The 16,686-nt window shown below is 70.4% G+C and carries 16 protein-coding genes; 10 read left to right on the top strand and 6 right to left on the bottom strand.

The features are described from left to right. The first annotated feature begins 3 nt into the window (after positions 1-3). The gene (locus tag Ate02nite_RS36230) at positions 4-969 is read left to right on the top strand and encodes a GNAT family N-acetyltransferase (RefSeq protein WP_203812417.1); all 966 of its coding nucleotides are present in this window, start codon (positions 4-6) and stop codon (positions 967-969) included. On the opposite strand, the gene Ate02nite_RS36225 is transcribed toward Ate02nite_RS36230, so the two are convergent. From Ate02nite_RS36225 to mshB, 4 genes are all read right to left on the bottom strand, one after another. Beyond that, positions 966-1,433 (bottom strand): hypothetical protein, encoded by a 468-nt coding sequence (locus Ate02nite_RS36225; RefSeq protein WP_203812416.1) that lies wholly within the window; start codon positions 1,431-1,433, stop codon positions 966-968. The genes Ate02nite_RS36230 and Ate02nite_RS36225 overlap by 4 nt on opposite strands. 164 nt (positions 1,434-1,597) lie before the next feature. Continuing rightward, positions 1,598-2,053, bottom strand: coding sequence for a hypothetical protein (locus Ate02nite_RS36220; RefSeq protein WP_203812415.1), 456 nt, complete (start codon positions 2,051-2,053; stop codon positions 1,598-1,600). Positions 2,054-2,060: 7 nt separating this feature from the next. Beyond that, complete coding sequence (locus Ate02nite_RS36215; RefSeq protein ID WP_203812414.1) at positions 2,061-2,558, bottom strand: hypothetical protein; 498 nt, start codon at positions 2,556-2,558, stop codon at positions 2,061-2,063. Then, the gene (mshB, locus tag Ate02nite_RS36210) at positions 2,555-3,427 is read right to left on the bottom strand and encodes an N-acetyl-1-D-myo-inositol-2-amino-2-deoxy-alpha-D-glucopyranoside deacetylase (RefSeq protein ID WP_239147962.1); all 873 of its coding nucleotides are present in this window, start codon (positions 3,425-3,427) and stop codon (positions 2,555-2,557) included. The genes Ate02nite_RS36215 and mshB overlap by 4 nt, the downstream gene beginning before the upstream one ends. 160 nt (positions 3,428-3,587) lie before the next feature. Between mshB and Ate02nite_RS36205 the strand changes: the two genes are divergently transcribed. From Ate02nite_RS36205 to Ate02nite_RS36170, 8 genes are all read left to right on the top strand, one after another. Next, positions 3,588-5,372 carry a prolyl oligopeptidase family serine peptidase gene (locus tag Ate02nite_RS36205; protein ID WP_438871300.1) on the top strand — a complete coding sequence of 595 codons (1,785 nt, stop codon included), beginning with the start codon at positions 3,588-3,590 and terminating at the stop codon, positions 5,370-5,372. A 68-nt stretch (positions 5,373-5,440) separates the two neighbouring features. After that, positions 5,441-5,995, top strand: coding sequence for a Uma2 family endonuclease (locus tag Ate02nite_RS36200; RefSeq protein WP_203812411.1), 555 nt, complete (start codon positions 5,441-5,443; stop codon positions 5,993-5,995). A gap of 32 nt (positions 5,996-6,027) precedes the next feature. After that, positions 6,028-7,455, top strand: a complete 1,428-nt coding sequence (locus Ate02nite_RS36195; protein WP_203812410.1) for a TldD/PmbA family protein — start codon at positions 6,028-6,030, stop codon at positions 7,453-7,455. Further along, on the top strand, positions 7,452-8,912 hold the full coding sequence (locus tag Ate02nite_RS36190; protein ID WP_203812409.1) for a TldD/PmbA family protein: 1,461 nt from the start codon (positions 7,452-7,454) through the stop codon (positions 8,910-8,912). The genes Ate02nite_RS36195 and Ate02nite_RS36190 overlap by 4 nt, the downstream gene beginning before the upstream one ends. 48 nt (positions 8,913-8,960) lie before the next feature. Beyond that, on the top strand, positions 8,961-9,815 hold the full coding sequence (locus Ate02nite_RS36185; protein ID WP_203812408.1) for a hypothetical protein: 855 nt from the start codon (positions 8,961-8,963) through the stop codon (positions 9,813-9,815). Between the two features lie 192 nt (positions 9,816-10,007). Next, complete coding sequence (gene sdhC / locus Ate02nite_RS36180; RefSeq protein WP_203812407.1) at positions 10,008-10,814, top strand: succinate dehydrogenase subunit SdhC; 807 nt, start codon at positions 10,008-10,010, stop codon at positions 10,812-10,814. Between the two features lie 14 nt (positions 10,815-10,828). Then, positions 10,829-12,733, top strand: a complete 1,905-nt coding sequence (locus Ate02nite_RS36175) for a fumarate reductase/succinate dehydrogenase flavoprotein subunit (protein WP_203812406.1) — start codon at positions 10,829-10,831, stop codon at positions 12,731-12,733. Next, entirely contained in the window at positions 12,733-13,740 is a 1,008-nt protein-coding gene (locus tag Ate02nite_RS36170) for a succinate dehydrogenase/fumarate reductase iron-sulfur subunit (protein ID WP_203812405.1), read from the top strand. The genes Ate02nite_RS36175 and Ate02nite_RS36170 overlap by 1 nt, the downstream gene beginning before the upstream one ends. Before the next feature lie 18 nt (positions 13,741-13,758). Here Ate02nite_RS36170 and Ate02nite_RS36165 read toward each other — a convergent pair whose 3' ends face one another. Both Ate02nite_RS36165 and Ate02nite_RS36160 read right to left on the bottom strand, forming a co-directional pair. Then, a complete protein-coding gene (locus Ate02nite_RS36165) occupies positions 13,759-14,277 on the bottom strand; it encodes a GNAT family N-acetyltransferase (RefSeq protein WP_239147961.1) in 519 nt (172 codons plus the stop codon). Between the two features lie 2 nt (positions 14,278-14,279). Next, positions 14,280-15,014 (bottom strand): TetR/AcrR family transcriptional regulator C-terminal domain-containing protein, encoded by a 735-nt coding sequence (locus Ate02nite_RS36160; protein WP_203812404.1) that lies wholly within the window; start codon positions 15,012-15,014, stop codon positions 14,280-14,282. A gap of 86 nt (positions 15,015-15,100) precedes the next feature. On the opposite strand from Ate02nite_RS36160, the gene Ate02nite_RS36155 reads away from it, so the two are divergent. Continuing rightward, the gene (locus Ate02nite_RS36155) at positions 15,101-16,627 is read left to right on the top strand and encodes an MFS transporter (RefSeq protein ID WP_203812403.1); all 1,527 of its coding nucleotides are present in this window, start codon (positions 15,101-15,103) and stop codon (positions 16,625-16,627) included. Positions 16,628-16,686 lie beyond the last annotated feature (59 nt).

Genomic DNA, 16,686 nt, shown 5'->3' with positions numbered 1-16,686 from the left:
CACGTGCTCCGTCGGCAGGATGTGGGACACCGAGTGGTGGTGCGTCGGATTGTAAGCGTTTCCCAGGAGCGAACGCTGTATTCAGATGCACTCGGGGAGCTCGTGGAGCTCACTGAGACTGATCTCACCATCGCCACGTCGAAGGGCACACTCCGGGTCCCCCTGGACGAGGTCCACCGGGCCAAGCGGGTGCCGGTCGCCCGTCGCCCACCGGCCGCCGACGTCGTCGCCCTCGAACTCGCCGCCAACCTGGCGTGGCCCGCCCCGATCCAGTCCCACCTGGGCGGATGGATCCTGCGGGCGGCCGGCAACTGGACCGGCCGGGCCAACTCGGCGCTGGCCGTCGGCGACCCGGACCGCACTCTCGAGGCCGCGATCGACGGAGTCGTCGAGTGGTATTCGGCACACGGCCAGCAACCGCTGATCAACGCGCCGATGCCGCTGGCCGCCCCGGTCAACGCCGCCCTCGACGCCCGCGGCTGGACCGCCCGGCCGCTGACCCTGGTGCAGACCGCCTCGGTGGTGTCGCTGCTCACCACCATCGCGCCCGACGCCGACCTGCCCCCGGTGGAGTTGGCCGACTCCCCCGGCGACGACTGGTACGCGATGGTGACCGAACACAAGGGCGCGCTCCCGCCGATCGCGGTACGCATCCTCACCGGCGTACCGGAAGTGGTCTTCGCGCACGTCCACGACGCCGACGGCAGCCTGCTCGCGGTGGCCCGCGGCGCGATCACCGGCCCGGACCGGTGGCTCGGCGTCTCGCTGCTGCAGACGGCCCCGGCCGCGCGCCGGCGCGGCCTCGCGCAGCAGGTCGTGCGCGGCCTGGCGCAGTGGGCGACGCAGCGCGGCAGCAACCGTGCCTACCTCCAGGTGGAGGAGCGCAACACGGCGGCCGTCGCCCTGTACAACCGGGTCGGCTTCGCCACCCACCACACGTACCTGACGCGCGAAGCGCCGACCGGTTAGCGGCGGACCACCTTGCGCGGCTTGGCCGCGTTGCGCTGGGTAAATGCCTTGAGCGAACGCGAGCGGTAGTCGCGACCCAGCATCATCGCGATCCAGTAACCGAGCAGCGTGCCGACGATCGCGAAGCCGCTGTACAGCCAGATCTGCGCGAAGAAGTCGCCGGCCCCGTTCTTGAACGGCTGACTGCCGCTGAGGAACGGTCCGACCAGGACGGTCAGCAGCAAGCCGCCGACCGCGCCGACCACCAGATCGGGCAACAGCCACTCGCTGGGCCGTTTGCGCTGACTGGCCAGGAACGTCCAGATCGCCAGGACCAGGCCGATCACGCCGAACATGACGATGGTGGCCCGGCTCTCGGCCGAGTCATCGCCGTCGAAACCAAAGCGAATGATCAGGCGGGCTGCCACGTTGATCGCGAACAGCCCGACCGCCAGCGCCGCAGCGGAAAACCAGCGCTGCCTCATGTGTCCTCCCCGGGACAGAACACCAACGCGGCCGCCTTGACTGCGCGCCGCAGACGATTCGTGGCACGGGATCGTAACGCCAGGTGAACTCCGAACGCTCGATCTCCCGGCCATCTTTGCGGATGACGCGCCACGCGTACTGTGCGAAAGCTGGGAGTCTGCTGCTAGTTCGGGCTCAGGGTGGCGACCTCGCCGTGCGGCCAGGCCGCCCGGACCGCGCGCACCGCCCGGTCGACGTCGGCCGGCAGCAACGCCCCGAACCGCTGCTTGTCCACCCGGACCACCGGTTCGACGTCGGCGTTCCCGGCGCTGCGGATCGCCCGCCCGACCGACAGCTCGACGTCGACCCGCACGCCCAGAGCGGCCGGCGGGAACACCACGCGCCGGCCGTCGAGCAGGACCCGCACCGGGTCCGCGGCGTGCTCGGCGACCGGCCGGCGCAGCACCGCCTCGGCCTCGCTTCGGGATAGGCCGCCCAGGTCAACCCCGAGCATCCGGGTGCCGTGCGGCACGTCACCGTTCATCCGGTACGCCACCACGCCGGTCACCGCCAGTACGACCATGGCCAGCACGCCGACCAGGACCGCGCGCCGCACGTCGAACTGCCCAGCGTCGTCCACGACCCGCTCAACGCTGGTCGGGCACCGGTCCGCGCGGGATTCGCCGCAAGATCATTCGATAGGAGTACACCGCGAACGAGAGGCTGCCGACCAGGATCATCACCAGCGCCACCCAGTCGTCCCCGCTGATCAGGTAATCGCCCTCGTTGGTGCGCACGCCCGCCGCGAACAGCATCATCAGCGTCCAGAGCGCCCACGGCGGGGCCAGCGCCCAGCGCTTGCCGGTGGTGCTCACCGCGAACCAGCCGATGGCGTAGTTGGCCACCACCGCGAGCAGGATGGCCAGGCCGATCGGCGGGCCGCTGCCCGAGCCGATCGCGTCCCCCCGCCAGATCGTGACGACGTCGCCGGCCCGCAGCGGGGTCACCAGGATCTCGAGGACCCCGGTAATGAACGCGGCCAGGATCGCGACCACCAGACCGCCGGCCACGATCACCGGCTCCCAGCCCCTCTTCTTCTCCTGCGGGGCGGTCTCGTCGGGTATCGCGGTCTCCGTCGGCGTCATATCGTCTTGACCCCGCTGAACAGGTCGCTCTCCCAGTTGTTCGGACCCTCGCCGGGGCCGCGCTCACCCTTGGCGAGCAGGAAGTATTCGACTCCCATGAACTCGCCACCGAAGTCGCCGGCAATGCCGTACAGCCAGGAGTTGTCGGGGATCTGGGTGGCGTGCGCGCGCATCGCGGCCACCTTCTGGTCGTAGTGGTCGGTGCCGTCCATCCGGGCCGCGATCTCGTCGTCGGTGTGCCCGAACGGCAGGTCCTCCACCTTTTCCACGTCGGCGAACGGGTTGTCGTCCAGCTCGCGGAACGCCTCCATGCCCTCTTTCAGCACACTCAGCGGCATGGCGGTCCAGTAGATCTTCTCCGGGCCCGCGTCGCCGGCCAGCTCGGCCGCCCGCATCGCCACCCGGTGCGCCTGGATGTGATCGGGGTGACCGTAGAAGCCGTTCTCGTCGTACGTGATCATGACCTGCGGCTGGATCTCCTTGATGATCTCCAGCAGCTGATCGGCCGCCTCGTCCAGGTCGGCCTGCCAGAACGCCCGCGGGTGCTCGTTGGTCGGCAGGCCCATCATGCCGGAGTCGCGGTAGCGGCCCGGGCCGCCGAGGAACCGGTGATCGGTGACGCCGAGCGCCGCACACGCCCGGGACAGCTCGACCAGGCGGTAGCCGCCGAGCTGGTCGGCCTGCTTCGCCTCGAGCTGAGCCAGCTCGGGGACGTGGATCTCACCCTCTTCGCCGAGGGTGCAGGTAACGAGGGTCACGTGTGCGCCGGCGGCCACGTAGTGGGCCATCGTGGCGCCGGTGCCGGTGACCTCGTCGTCGGGATGTGCGTGCACCAGCAGCAGGCGGCGCGCGGGCAGGGCGTCAGTCACCCGCGCCACTTTACGCGGCAGTCGCACAAGCTTTCCGGAGCCGGGCTGCGAGTTTGCACGGCGGAACCGACGCTTGATCAGCGATGCTGGACCCGTGGATTACCCCGGACTCGCCGATCGCACCGGTCACTTCAGCTACGGCGCACCACGCGACGTCGCGATCGGCGGCGATGGCTCCCGGGTGGTCTTCCTCCGATCGGCCGGCCCGGAGGACCCGGACGCCGCGCTCTGGGTGCTGACCGTGGCCACGGCCACGGAAACCCAGATCAGCAAAGGCCCGATCGAGGCGTACGCCGTCGACCGTGACGCCCGGATCGCCGCCTTCGCCCGCGACGGCCGGCTCGTCCGCGCCGATCTGATCGGCGGCGAGGTCACCGAGGTGGCCACCGACGAGCCGGTGGAAGATCCGCGACCCGACCCGATCGGCCGCAACATCGGGTACGTGAGCCGGACCGGCGGTTCCGCCTCGCTGCGCGTGGTCGGCCCCGGCGGCGACCGGCTGATCGCCGGCGAACTCGGGAACGCCTGGCGCGAGCACGGCGGGCTGATCTCCTGGGGTGTGCCCGACCCGGCCGCCGTCCAGTTCGGCCGGCGGCGCGGCTGGTGGTGGTCACCCGACGGCCGGCAGATCCTGGCCACCCGCAGCGGCGCCGCGGCCAGCCTGCACCTGCTCGACCTGGACGACGGCTGGGTCGACGTGCACTGGGACCGGGAGACCTATCCCTACGTCGTCAACGTGCGCTGGGCCGACGGCGGCGGACCGCTGATCACCGTGCTGCGCCGGATGCAGCAGCACGGGCTGGTGCTGGCCATCGACCCGCGCACCGGCGAGACCCAGGTGCACGCCGAACTGGCCGACGCCCGCTGGGTGGAACCGGTCGACGGCACCCCGCGGCACCTGCCGGACGGCCGGGTGCTGGTCGGCGGCGAACTGGCCCACGACGGCTTCGACGCCCGCTGCCTGTTCGCCGACGGCAGCCTGCTCACTCCGCCCGGCCTCTACGTGCGGCGGGTGGTCGGCACGCTGCCGCGCACCGGAGCCCCGTCCGGCGCGCCCGACCTCGTGGTCGAGGGGACCGACGGGGACCCGGCCGCGCAGTCGGTCTTCCGGGTGCGTACCTCCCTGGGCGGCGGCGGGGCCGAAGCCCGCAAGATCAGCCTGACCCCGGGCTGGCATCAGGCCTTCGTCGGCGGCGATGTTCTGGTCCTGGACGACACCGTCTGGCGGGGCGACGCCCGCGTCGCCACGCTCGGCAACCTCGCGGCGCCGCTGCCCTACCACCCTCGCCCGGTCCTGGAACGCGTCACCGACCGGCGGCTTCCCGCCGCCGTGCTCTACCCGGCCGGCTTCGTCGGCGGGGCGAAAATCCCCGTGCTGCTCACGCTGGGCGACGGGCCGGGCCATCAGCAGGTGACCTCGGACCCGGCCGCGTGGCAGGAACGGCAGTGGTGGGCCGACGCCGGCTTCGCCGTCGTGAGTGTCGACAGCCGGGGTACGCCGGGGGTGGCGCCCAGCTTCGAGAAAGTGGTGCACCGCCGCCTCGGCGACGTGGCCCTGACCGACCAGGTCGACGCCCTGCACGTGCTGCTCGGCAAGCACCCCGACCTCGACCTGTCGTCGGTGTCGGTGCGCGGCACCGGGCTCGGCGGCTGGCTCGCGGCGCTGGCCGTGCTGCGCCGCCCCGAGGTCTTCCACCGGGCCGTCGCCCGCCAACCGGTGACCGACTGGGCCGAGGTGGCGCCGCCGTTCGCCGAGCGTTACCTGGGCGACCGCCGGGACGCACCCGACGTGTACGCCCACCACAGCCTGCTCGAGGCGGCCGCGCAGTCCGACCACTCGCGCCCGCTGCTGCTGGTCGGCGCCGCCCTGCCGGGCTGTTCCTCGGTCTCGGCGGCCACCCTCGACGAGGAGTTAGCCTTCCTGCGAGGCGCGGCCAAAAAGTAGTCGCTAGGAGAGTTGGCATGAGACTAGTCTTCATGAGAGAGTCTGACCTCGGTCACCAGGGAGACGCCATGACGACAGCCATCTTCAGCGACGGGAAACCGATGTCCGAGGCCGAGTTCCTCGCCATCGGCACGACTCCCGAGCGCATTGAGCTCTTCGATGGGAGCCTCCACGTGACGCCGGCCGCCACTCCCCTGCACCAAAAGATCTCTCGCCGCCTGGCCAACTCCTTCGATCCCGGCGCGAACGCCGTCGGCCTCGCGGTCTGGGAAGCGGTGAACGTACGCCTCAACCCGTCCCGCATTCCCATCCCCGACATCGCCATCACCACGGAGATCGATGAACGCGAAGTCATCGTGGACAGCTCCGCGGTTCGTCTGGTGTGCGAGATCATCTCGCCCGCCAACGCGGCCACCGACCGAGTGCTCAAGATGCACTACTACGCGACCGGCGGCATCCCCTGGTACCTGTTGGTCGATCCCGATGCCCGCACGGTGCTGCTCTATCGCCTCGCCCACGACACCTACGTCGAGGAAGCGGTCGCCACGGTCGGCGACGTTCTCCACCTGACCGAGCCGATCGTTGCCACGATCGATCCGGCCGAGTTGCTTCCTCCGGTCTGAGTTTTGTCGTACCGGTCCCCTAGGGTCGGTGCATGAGCCACTTCGATGAGGCGTACTCGGCGGTGCAAGCCGCGCTGGACGCCGGAGCGCGTTATGCCGACGCGCGGATCATGTTGCGTCGCACCGAGTCGATGAGCGCCCGCAACGGGGACGTCGAGGATCTCAATTCCGACGAGAGTGCCGGCCTCGGTGTCCGGGCCCTGGTCGGTTCGAGCTGGGGTTTCTACGCGGTGCCCGACCTGTCCGACTCGGCGGCCCGGGCCGCCGGCCGGCGGGCCGCGCAGATCGCGGCGGCCAGCGCCACCGTGCCGGGGCCGCCGATCGACCTGGTGCCGGCCGGGGCGGGCGCGGGCAGCTGGACCAGCGAGTGCCGCATCGACCCGCTTGCCGTCCCGCTCGCCGACAAGGGTGACCTGCTGGTGCGGGCCACCCAGGCGGCCAAGGACGCGGGCGCCGACCAGGCCGAGGCCGGCTACGCGATCTGGGACACCCGCAAGTGGTTCGTCTCCAGCGACGGGCATCGCATCGACCAGCACGTCCGCGAGTGTGGCGCCTCGGTGACGGCCAGCGCCCTCGGCGACGGCGAGGTGCAGCGCCGCGGCTGGGGCCATCAGTACGGCACGCGTGGCTGGGAGTTGGTCGAGGAGCTCGACCTGGTCGGCAACGCGCCCCGGATGGCCGAGGAGGCGCGCGCCCTGACCACCGCGCCGCTCTGCCCGTCCGGCGAGACCAACCTGATCCTCGCCGGCGATCAGCTGGCGCTGCAGATCCACGAGTCGGTCGGGCACGCCATCGAGCTCGACCGCATCCTCGGCTGGGAGGCCGCATTCGCCGGCACCAGCTGGCTCGACCTGGAGAAGCTCGGGTCGCTGCGATACGGCTCGGAGCTGATGAACATCACCATCGACCCGACCATCCCGGGTGCACTCGGCAGCTTCGGCTACGACGACGAGGGCACCCCGGCCGGCAAGCGGGACGCGGTCCGCGACGGCATCTGGGTCGGCGTGCTGGCCGGGCGCGACTCGGCCGCCGTGGCCGGCCTCGACTACGCGGGCAGCGTCCGCTCCGACGGCTGGGCCCGGCTGCCGATGGTCCGGATGACCAACGTCGGTCTCGAGCCCGGCCCGCACAGCCTCGACGAGATCATCGCGGCCACCGACGACGGCATCTACATGGAGACCAACCGGTCCTGGTCGATCGACGACCGCCGGCTGAACTTCCAGTTCGGGTGTGAGATCGGCTACGAGATCAAGAACGGCAAGCGCGGCCGGATGCTGCGCAACCCGACCTACACCGGCATCGGCCCGCGGTTCTGGCAGTCGATGGACATGCTCTCCGCCGAGACCGTGCCCTACGGCATTCCGAACTGCGGCAAGGGCCAGCCCGGCCAGGTGGGGCACACCGCGCACTCCGCGGCGCCGGCCCGGTTCAGCAACGTACGCGTGGGGGTGCACGGATGAGCATCGACATCGCCCGGACAGGCGCCGAACTCGAACTGGCCGCTCGCGTGATCGAGCTGGTCCGGGCGGCGGCCGGCCCGGCCGCCCAGGCCGAGGTGATGGTGCAGCACAACGCCGAGGCGCTGACCCGGTTCGCCAACTCGGCCATCCACCAGAACGTCGCCGAGGCGACCACCTCGGTGCGGCTACGGCTACACCTCGACGGTCGCACGGCCGGTGGCTCCACCACCCTGACCAGCGCCGACGGTTTACGCGCGCTGGTCGAGCGCACGATCGCGGCGGTCCGGGTCAGCCCGGCCGACGCGGCTTGGCCGGGCCTGACCGCACCCGCGCCGCTGCACCACTCGGCCGGCTATCACGGTTCCGGCGCGCACTCCGGCCTCGACTTCGGCTTCGACGAGGCGACCGCGCGGGCCACCCCGGCCGAGCGGGCCGCCCTGGTGGGCGACTTCGTCCGGGCGGCCGGCGGCCTCGAGACGGCCGGTTTCTGCCGCACGGTCTACTGCTCGGCCGCGTTCGCCAACAGCGCCGGCCAGTCCGCCGAGGGGCGGACGGCCGAGGCGGCGATGGACGGCATCGCCCGGCTGAGCGGCTCCGACGGCGTGGCCCGGCGGGCGGCCGGACGCCTCGGCGACCTCGATGGCGCGGTGCTGGGCGCGCGGGCCGCGGCCAAGGCACGAGCCGGGGAACGCCCGGTGGAGTTGCCGCCCGGCCGCTACGAGGTGGTGCTCGAGCCGGAAGCGGTCGCCGACGTGCTGAGCAACCTCTCGTTCTTCGGGTTCAACGGCAAGACGTTCGCGCAGCGGCAGTCCTTCGCCGAGCTGGGTGCCGAACAGTTCGACCCGTCGGTGACCATCGTGGACGATCCGCTGGGCAGCCGCGGCGAGCCGGCCGCCGGCCTGCCGTTCGACGTCGAGGGCACGCCCCGGGAGTCGCTGGTGCTGGTGCGCGACGGGGTGACCAAGGCGGTGGCGCACGACCGGCGGTCGGCCGCCGAGGTGGGCGCCGAGTCGACCGGCCACGCGTCCGGGAGCTCCCGCACCTGGGGGCCGATGGCCACGCACATGCGGCTCGAGGCGGCGCCGGCCGCGACCGAGCCGGTACTGCCGGCCGACCCGGGCGGCCCGACCGCCGAGTCGGCCCGGCCGCTGGTGGCCCGGATGGAGCGCGGGCTGCTCATCACCGACTTCTGGTACACCCGGGTCCTCGACCAGAAGAGCCTGGTCATCACCGGCCTGACCCGCAACGGCGTGTGGCTGGTCGAGGACGGCGAGGTGACCGCGGCGGTGAGCAACATGCGCTTCACCCAGTCCTATCCGCAGGCGCTGGGCATCGGCGCGGTGCGCGGCATCGGCAGCGAGACGGTCCTGCTGCCCGACAGCTGGTCCGGCGTGCGATACGCGGCACCGGCCCTGCATCTGGCCAGCTGGAACCTGACCGGTAACGCCTCCGGCTGACGGTCGCGCGGGGCGGCGACGCATTGACCCGCGTGCTTCACTGGGCCGGTGAGCGACACGGATCGCGAGCCGGATCACGACGACGCCCCGACCAGCCGGATTCCGGCGCAGCGGGGCGGAAACGAGCCTGCCGAGCCGGTGACCGGAGCCCCGGCGGGCTCGTCCGATGTGTCCGAGCCGGACGACTGGGTGGGCCCGGCCGGGCGGAAGCGGCCGGTCCGGCCCGGCCCGGCCGCTGATACCGGTGCCGACGACGATGCTGCGCCTCGGGGCGCGGCCAGCAGCGGACTGGGCAGCGCTTCTTCCTCCGCCTCCGCGGCCACGGCGCCGGGACGCGGTGGCCGCGGGCGGGTCTGGCGGGTCTGGCGGCTCGGGCCGATCAACGGCGAGCCGATGAGCGAGCGCAAGCGGCGCCAGCGGCGATGGTTCGTGGCCGGCATCGCGGTGGCGGCGGCCGTCGTCGTGGTGGCGCTGTGCGCCGGGGCGCTCTCGGTCGTCTCGACCGTCGACGACGTGCGGGATCGGGCGGCCGACGCGCAGGAGACCCGGGTGCTGCGCGAGACCGACTGCCTCGACCTGGAACGACGGCTCAATCAGCTCGGCCCGCCCGGGGCGACCGGGGATCCGGCCGCCCGGGCCACCGCGATCCGGAACGAGAACATCGCCGTCCGGCTCTATCTCGACCAGCTGGACGATCAGCGGGACGAGGACGCGTGGCGGCAGCTCCTGGACGCCCGCACGGTCTTCGCGGACGCACTCGACCGGCAGGCCAAGTCCCGTACGCCCGCGTTTTATGTCGCTCCCCGGACCACCGACGGCCGGGCCGTGACCGACCTGCTGATGCAGTGGTCTCCGGCGCCGTGCGCCGGACCGGTCCGGCGATTGGCCGTTCCCGAACTCTGACCTCAAGATCCACTATCCCGTTTGTCCGCGTCGATGCGAGCGGGGCTCGAATTTGTGACCTAGACCCCATCCCTGAGCCGCAAACCGTCTGACCCCCGGCGTAACGTGTGCCCCACATCACGCAGGCATGGCGGCTGGTGGGCCTCGCCCGTTAACAGCCGGGTCACATGACAGGCACGTCAGGGAGAACGAATGACGACGACGGCAACGAGGCCGGACGCTGGACGCGCACGCGCAGCGATCGCGGCGAAGACGTTGCGTACTGACCGGTGGTGGTTCCCCCCACTCATCACCTTTGTGGGGCTAGCGGCATGGGTCACCTACGCGACCGTCCGCGTCTTCATGCACAAGTGGTATTACGTCGACGAGTTCCACTACCTCACGCCGTTCTACTCACCGTGCATCACCGACCGATGCGTGGAGGGGTCGGCCGAGTTCGGCACCCCACTGCCGTCGTTCTGGTTGATTCCGGAAGCGGCGTTCACCCTGCCGTTCCTGCTGCTGTTCCGCCTTACCTGCTATTACTACCGCAAGGCCTATTACCGGGCGTTCTGGTTGTCGCCGCCGGCCTGTGCCGTGCCCGATGCGCACCAGAAATACTCGGGTGAGACCCGCTTCCCGCTGATCTTCCAGAACATCCACCGCTACGCGTTCTACGCGGCCGGGATCATCTCGCTGATCAACACGTGGGACGCGATTCGCGCGTTCCACAGCGGTAACGGGTTCGGCTTCGGGCTCGGCAACATCGTCCTGGTCGGCAACGTGGTGATGCTCTGGCTCTACACGCTGTCCTGCCACTCGTGCCGGCACATCGCCGGCGGGCGGCTCAAGCACTTCTCCGCCCACCCGGTGCGCTACCGCTTCTGGACCTTCGTGTCCAAGCTGAACACCCGGCACATGCTGCTGGCCTGGATCACTCTGGGCACGCTCGCGCTGACCGATTTCTACGTCATGGCGGTTGCCGCCGACTGGTTCCCCGACCTGCGGTTCGTGGGCTGAAAGGGAGCTGAGCGATGACCACCCGAATCGAACGACACCACTATGACGTCGTCGTGATCGGTGCCGGCGGCGCCGGCCTGCGCGCGGCGATCGAAGCCCGGCTCGCCGGAAAGCGGACGGCGATCATCTCGAAGTCGCTGTTCGGCAAGGCGCACACGGTGATGGCCGAGGGCGGCGCGGCTGCCGCGATGGGCAACGTGAACTCCAAAGACAACTGGATGGTGCACTTCCGGGACACCATGCGCGGCGGCAAGTTCCTGAACAATTTCCGGATGGCCGAGCTGCACGCCAAGGAGGCGCCGGAACGCATCTGGGAGCTGGAGACCTACGGTGCGCTGTTCGACCGCACCAAGGACGGCAAGATCTCGCAGCGCAACTTCGGCGGCCACGAGTACCCGCGGCTCGCGCACGTCGGCGACCGCACCGGCCTCGAGCTGATCCGCACCCTGCAGCAGAAGATCGTCTCGCTCCAGCAGGAAGACTTCGCCGAGACCGGCAGCTACGACGCGAAGATCAAGGTCTTCGCCGAGACCACCATCACCGAGCTGCTGCTCGACGGTGACCAGGTGGCCGGCGCGTTCGGCTACTACCGCGAGTCCGGTGAGTTCCTGCTGCTCGAGGCGCCCGCCGTGGTGCTCGCGACCGGCGGCGTCGGCCGCAGCTACAAGGTGACCTCGAACTCCTGGGAGTACACCGGGGACGGCCACGCGCTCGCGCTGCGGGCCGGCGCCACGCTGATCAACATGGAGTTCCTGCAGTTCCACCCGACCGGCATGGTGTGGCCGCCCAGCGTCAAGGGCATCCTGGTCACCGAGTCGGTCCGGGGCGACGGCGGCGTGCTGCGCAACTCCGACGGCAAGCGGTTCATGTTCAACTACGTCCCCGACGTCTTCCGCAAGCAGTACGCGGATACCGAGGAGGAAGCCGACCGGTGGTACGACGATCCCGACAACAACCGTCGCCCGCCTGAGCTGCTCCCCCGCGACGAGGTCGCCCGCGCGATCAACAACGAGGTCAAGGAGGGCCGCGGCACCAAGGCCGGCGGCGTCTACCTGGACGTCTCGACCCGGATGCCGGCCGAGAAGATCATCAAGCGGTTGCCGTCGATGCACCACCAGTTCAAGGAACTGGCCGACGTCGACATCACCAAGCAGCCGATGGAGGTCGGCCCGACCTGTCACTACGTGATGGGTGGCGTCGAGGTCGACCCCGACTCGGCGGCCGCGTCCGGCACGGTGACCGGCCTGTTCGCGGCCGGTGAGGTGTCCGGCGGCATGCACGGCTCCAACCGGCTCGGCGGCAACTCGCTCTCCGACCTGCTGGTCTTCGGCAAGCGGGCCGGCGAGCACGCGTCCGCCTATGTCGACGCGCTGGCCAAGCGGCCCAAGGTCGCCACGGCCGACGTCGAGGCCGCACTCGACGTGGCGCTGGCTCCGCTCAACCGGCAGAGCGGCGAAAACCCGTACACATTGCAGCAGGACCTGCAGGCGGTGATGGGCGACCTGGTCGGCATCATCCGGCGGGCCGGCGAGCTGACCGACGCCCTCAAGCGGCTCCAAGAGATCAAGCAGCGGGTCACCAACGTCGGCGCGGTCGGCGGCCGGCGCTACAACCCGGGCTGGCATCTCGCTCTCGACCTGCGCAACATGCTTGTCGTCTCGGAGTGCACGGCCAAGGCCGCGCTGGAGCGCGAGGAATCGCGCGGCGGCCACACCCGGGAAGACTTCCCGGGGATGAACCCGCAATGGCGGAAGGTCAACCTGGTCTGCTCGCTCGACAAGTCCGGCGACGTGCACCTGGAGCGCAAGCCGCTGCCGAAGATGCGCGGCGAGCTGATCTCCCTGTTCGAGCGCACCGAGTTGTCGAAATACCTGACCGACGATGAGCTGACCGAGTTCGACGCGCTGGAGGCGAAGTAATGGGCACCAAACGTCACTTCCGGGTCTGGCGCGGCGACGAGTCGGGCGGCGACATCCAGGACTACGACGTCGAGGTCAACGAGGGCGAGGTCGTGCTCGACATCATCCACCGGCTGCAGGCCACCCAGACACCCGACCTGGCCTGCCGGTGGAACTGCAAGGCCGGCAAGTGCGGCTCCTGCTCGATGGAGATCAACGGTAAGCCGAAGCTCGGCTGCATGACCCGGATGTCCACGTTCGAAGAGGACGAGACGGTCACCATCACGCCGCTGCGGACCTTCCCGATCATCCGCGACCTGGTCACCGACGTCAGCTTCAACTATGAGAAGGCGCGCGAGACCCCGGCGTTCGCCCCGCCGGCCGGGGTGGCCCCGGGTCAATACCGGATGAAGCAGGTCGACGTCGAGCGCTCGCAGGAGTTCCGCAAGTGCATCGAGTGCTTCCTCTGCCAGAACACCTGCCACGTGGTGCGCGACCACGAGGAGAACAAGGCGGCCTTCTCCGGTCCGCGGTTCTTCATCCGGGCCGCCGAGCTCGACATGCATCCGCTCGACGCGCGCACCGACCGCAAGGATTACGCACAGGCCGAGCAGGGTCTCGGATTCTGCAACATCACCAAGTGCTGCACCGAGGTCTGCCCCGAGCACATCAAGATCACTGACAACGCGATCATCCCGATGAAGGAACGCGTCGTCGACCGCCGCTACGACCCGCTGGTCTGGCTCGGCCGCAAGATCTTCCGGCGCGACCAGCTGGACGAGCCGGCCCACGCCGGCGCCGTGCCGTCGGTGCACACCGCGGGCACACCGTTCACCCAGGCCCGTCCGGCCGAGGGCGCGCGGGTCCGCGACGACGGCCGGATGGACGTCGCCGAGCTTGCCCTGCCGACGCAGGGTGGCCCGTCGCCGTTCGGTGACGACCAGGAGTTCCCGCTCCCGCTCGACCACCTCAACTACACCCCGCCGCCCACCGAAAAGGCCACGGAGAAAGACACCAAGGGCCACTGATCGGCAACGACCCACCCGTCAGCGCGGCTCGACGGGTGGGTCCTCGCCGGTGGCCAGATCCAGCTGGCTGATGGCGACGTCGTGCCAGGCGCCGTGCTTGAAACCGATCCGGCGATGCACGCCGACCGGCTGGAAACCCAGCGCGGCGTGCAGGCCCTCGCTCGCCGGGTTGGGCAGCGTCATCTTGGCCACCGCGACCCGGAACCCACGCTCGGCGAGGCGACCGAGCAGCACGCGGTAGAGAGATCGGCCGAGGCCGGTGCGATGCCGGGCCGACGACAGGTAGACGCTGGTCTCGCACGACCAGCGGTAGGCCTCGCGGGCCGCGAACGGCCGGGCGTAGGCGTAACCCGCGACCTCGCCGTCCACCTCGGCGACCAGCCAGGCGTGTGTGCTTGCCGCCTCCCGGATCCGGTCGGCCATTTCCGACTCGGACGGCGGCTCGAGCTCGAAGCTGACGGCGGTGCCCAAAACGTACGGCCGGTAGATGGCCGCGCAGGCGGCCGCATCGTGCTCGCCGGCGTCGCGGATGATCACTTTCAGGCCGGCTTTCCGGCGGCCAGCCACGTTTCCAGGCCGTCGAGAATCCGTTCCAGTCCGAAGGCGAAGCTGTCGCTCCACATCGTGTCCGGATCGGCGATCACCACATTTTCCTTGCGCCACTTGTCGTAGCGCGGGTTGTCAGCACTGAGCCGCTCGAGCATCGGCTCCAGTTCGTCGGCCATCTGCTCGAACGTGCGGCCGGCTTTTTTCGTCGCGGTCGCGACCGCGGCCTGGGTGGTGGCCGAGCCGAGCGCGTGCGCGTGGATCACCGAGCTGACGTAGGAGACCTCCATGCCGGTGAAGCCGGCCGCGGTGAGCAGCGCGACGCTGCGCTCGCCCATCCGCATGGCGTTGGGCCCGAGGGTGGGTTTCGTGCCGAGCAGGCCGATCACCCAGGAGTGCCGCAGGATCGCGGTGCGCATGCCGTTGGCCAGCACCGACAAGGCCATCCGCCAGTCGGTGTCGCCGGGCTCGGGGACGTAGATCTCGCCCAGCACCTCGTCGATGGCGAGCTCGAGCAGGTCGTCCTTGTTCGCCACGTGCCAGTAGAGCGAGGTGGCGCCGGCACCGAGGTGGGTGCCGAGGCGGCGCATGCTCAGGCCGGCCGGGCCGTCGGCGTCGAGCAGCTCCATCGCGGCTCGCACGATCTGGTCACGGTCGAGCGTGGGCTGACCGGCCCGCTTGCGCGTTGGTGGACGCAGCCACACCGAGTCGAAAAAGAGCTCCGCCATGGCGTCAGTCTATCGAGGGTCGTACAGCGTGCGACGTCGATGGTACGGTGTGCGAGTCACTCGAACAGCGTACGAGGGAAGCCCCCATGCCTGATCGGAATCCGCGCCGCTGGTTGATCCTCGGCGTGCTGTGCCTGAGCCTCCTCGTCGTCGTCATCGACAACATGGTGCTCAACATCGCCATCCCGTCGCTGATCCGCGATCTGGGCGCCAGTTCGTCCGACATCCAATGGATCATCGACTCCTACATCCTGGTTTTCGCCGGCGTGCTGCTCATCGCCGGCAGCCTCTCCGACCGCTTCGGCCGGCGCCGCGGCCTGGTCATCGGCCTGATCGTGTTCGGTGGCGCCTCGGTGCTCGCCACCCTCAGCCAGACCTCCGGTCAGCTGATCGCGGTCCGCGGCCTGATGGGCGTCGGCGCCGCGTTCCTGATGCCGGGCACGCTCTCGATCCTCACCACGGTCTTCGACGACGAGGAGCGCAAGAAGGCCATCGCCATCTGGACCTCGGTGCTGATGCTCGGCGCGCTCGGCGGCCCGGCCGCCGGTGGTCTGCTGCTGCAGCACTTCTGGTGGGGTTCGGTCTTCCTGATGAACATCCCGATCGCCGTGCTCGGCATCGTGGCGGCGCTGCTGATCATTCCGGAGTCGCGAGGCCCGGCCGGCCGGCCCGACGTGCTCGGTGCGCTGCTCTCGATGGTCGGCACGACCGCCCTGGTCTGGGGTGTCATCAACTCAGCCAAGGAGGGCTGGTCCTCCGCCCAGACCGTCGGCGGGTTCGTCGTGGCCGTGATCGCGCTGACCGCGTTCGCCCTCTGGGAGCGGCGGGTGGCCGAGCCGATGCTGCCGCTCAGCCTGTTCCGCAACCGCAACTTCGCCGGTGCCAGCCTCTCGGTCGTGCTGTTGTCCTTCTCGGCCGGCGGCATGCTGCTCGCCCTCACGCAATATCTACAGTTCGTCCTCGGCTACGAACCGGCGAAGGCCGGCCTCGCCTTCATCCCGATGATCGTCACCACGATGATCTGCAACGGCCTCGGCGTGGTCGTCGACAAGAAGTTCGGTGCCCGCGCCGCGCTTGCCAGCGGCCTGCTGCTGATGGCGGCCGGGTTCGGGGTGATCGCCATGCTCGAGCCGGGCGACGGCTTCGCCCACCTGGCCGTCGCGATGGTCGTGATGGGCGCCGGCAGCGGCGTGGCCGGGCCGGCCGCGGTCGGCACGCTGCTCGGCGCGTTGCCACCGGAGCGGGCCGGGGTCGGCTCGGCCGTCAACGACACCGTCCAGCAGGTCGGTGCGGCACTGAGCGTGGCCGTGCTGGGCAGCGTGCTCGCCACGGCATATCGGGCGTCGATGCCGTCCGACGTCGTCGGGCAGGCGCGGGAGTCGATCGGTGACGCCCTGCGGATCGCGGCCCAGACCGGCGACGCCGCCCTGGCCCAGCTCGCCCGGAATGCCTTTGTGGACGCTCTCTCGATGACCGCGCTGGTCGGAGTGGTGGGCGGGGTCGCGGCGGCCATCGTCGCGGTGTCGATCCTGCGGCCGACCGCCACTCCCGCCCCCGCCACCTCCCTGGCCGAGTCGCCGGTGGTGCCGGATGATGAGCCGGCGGTTCACTGACGCCGAGCTTCCGGTCGGCCGGGAGTCAATCCCAACCGGCCGGAAGTCCAGACCCGGAA

The sequence above is a fragment of the Paractinoplanes tereljensis genome (assembly GCF_016862435.1).
Lineage (GTDB): Bacteria > Actinomycetota > Actinomycetes > Mycobacteriales > Micromonosporaceae > Actinoplanes > Actinoplanes tereljensis.
This window is presented reverse-complemented; position numbering and strand designations above follow the sequence as displayed.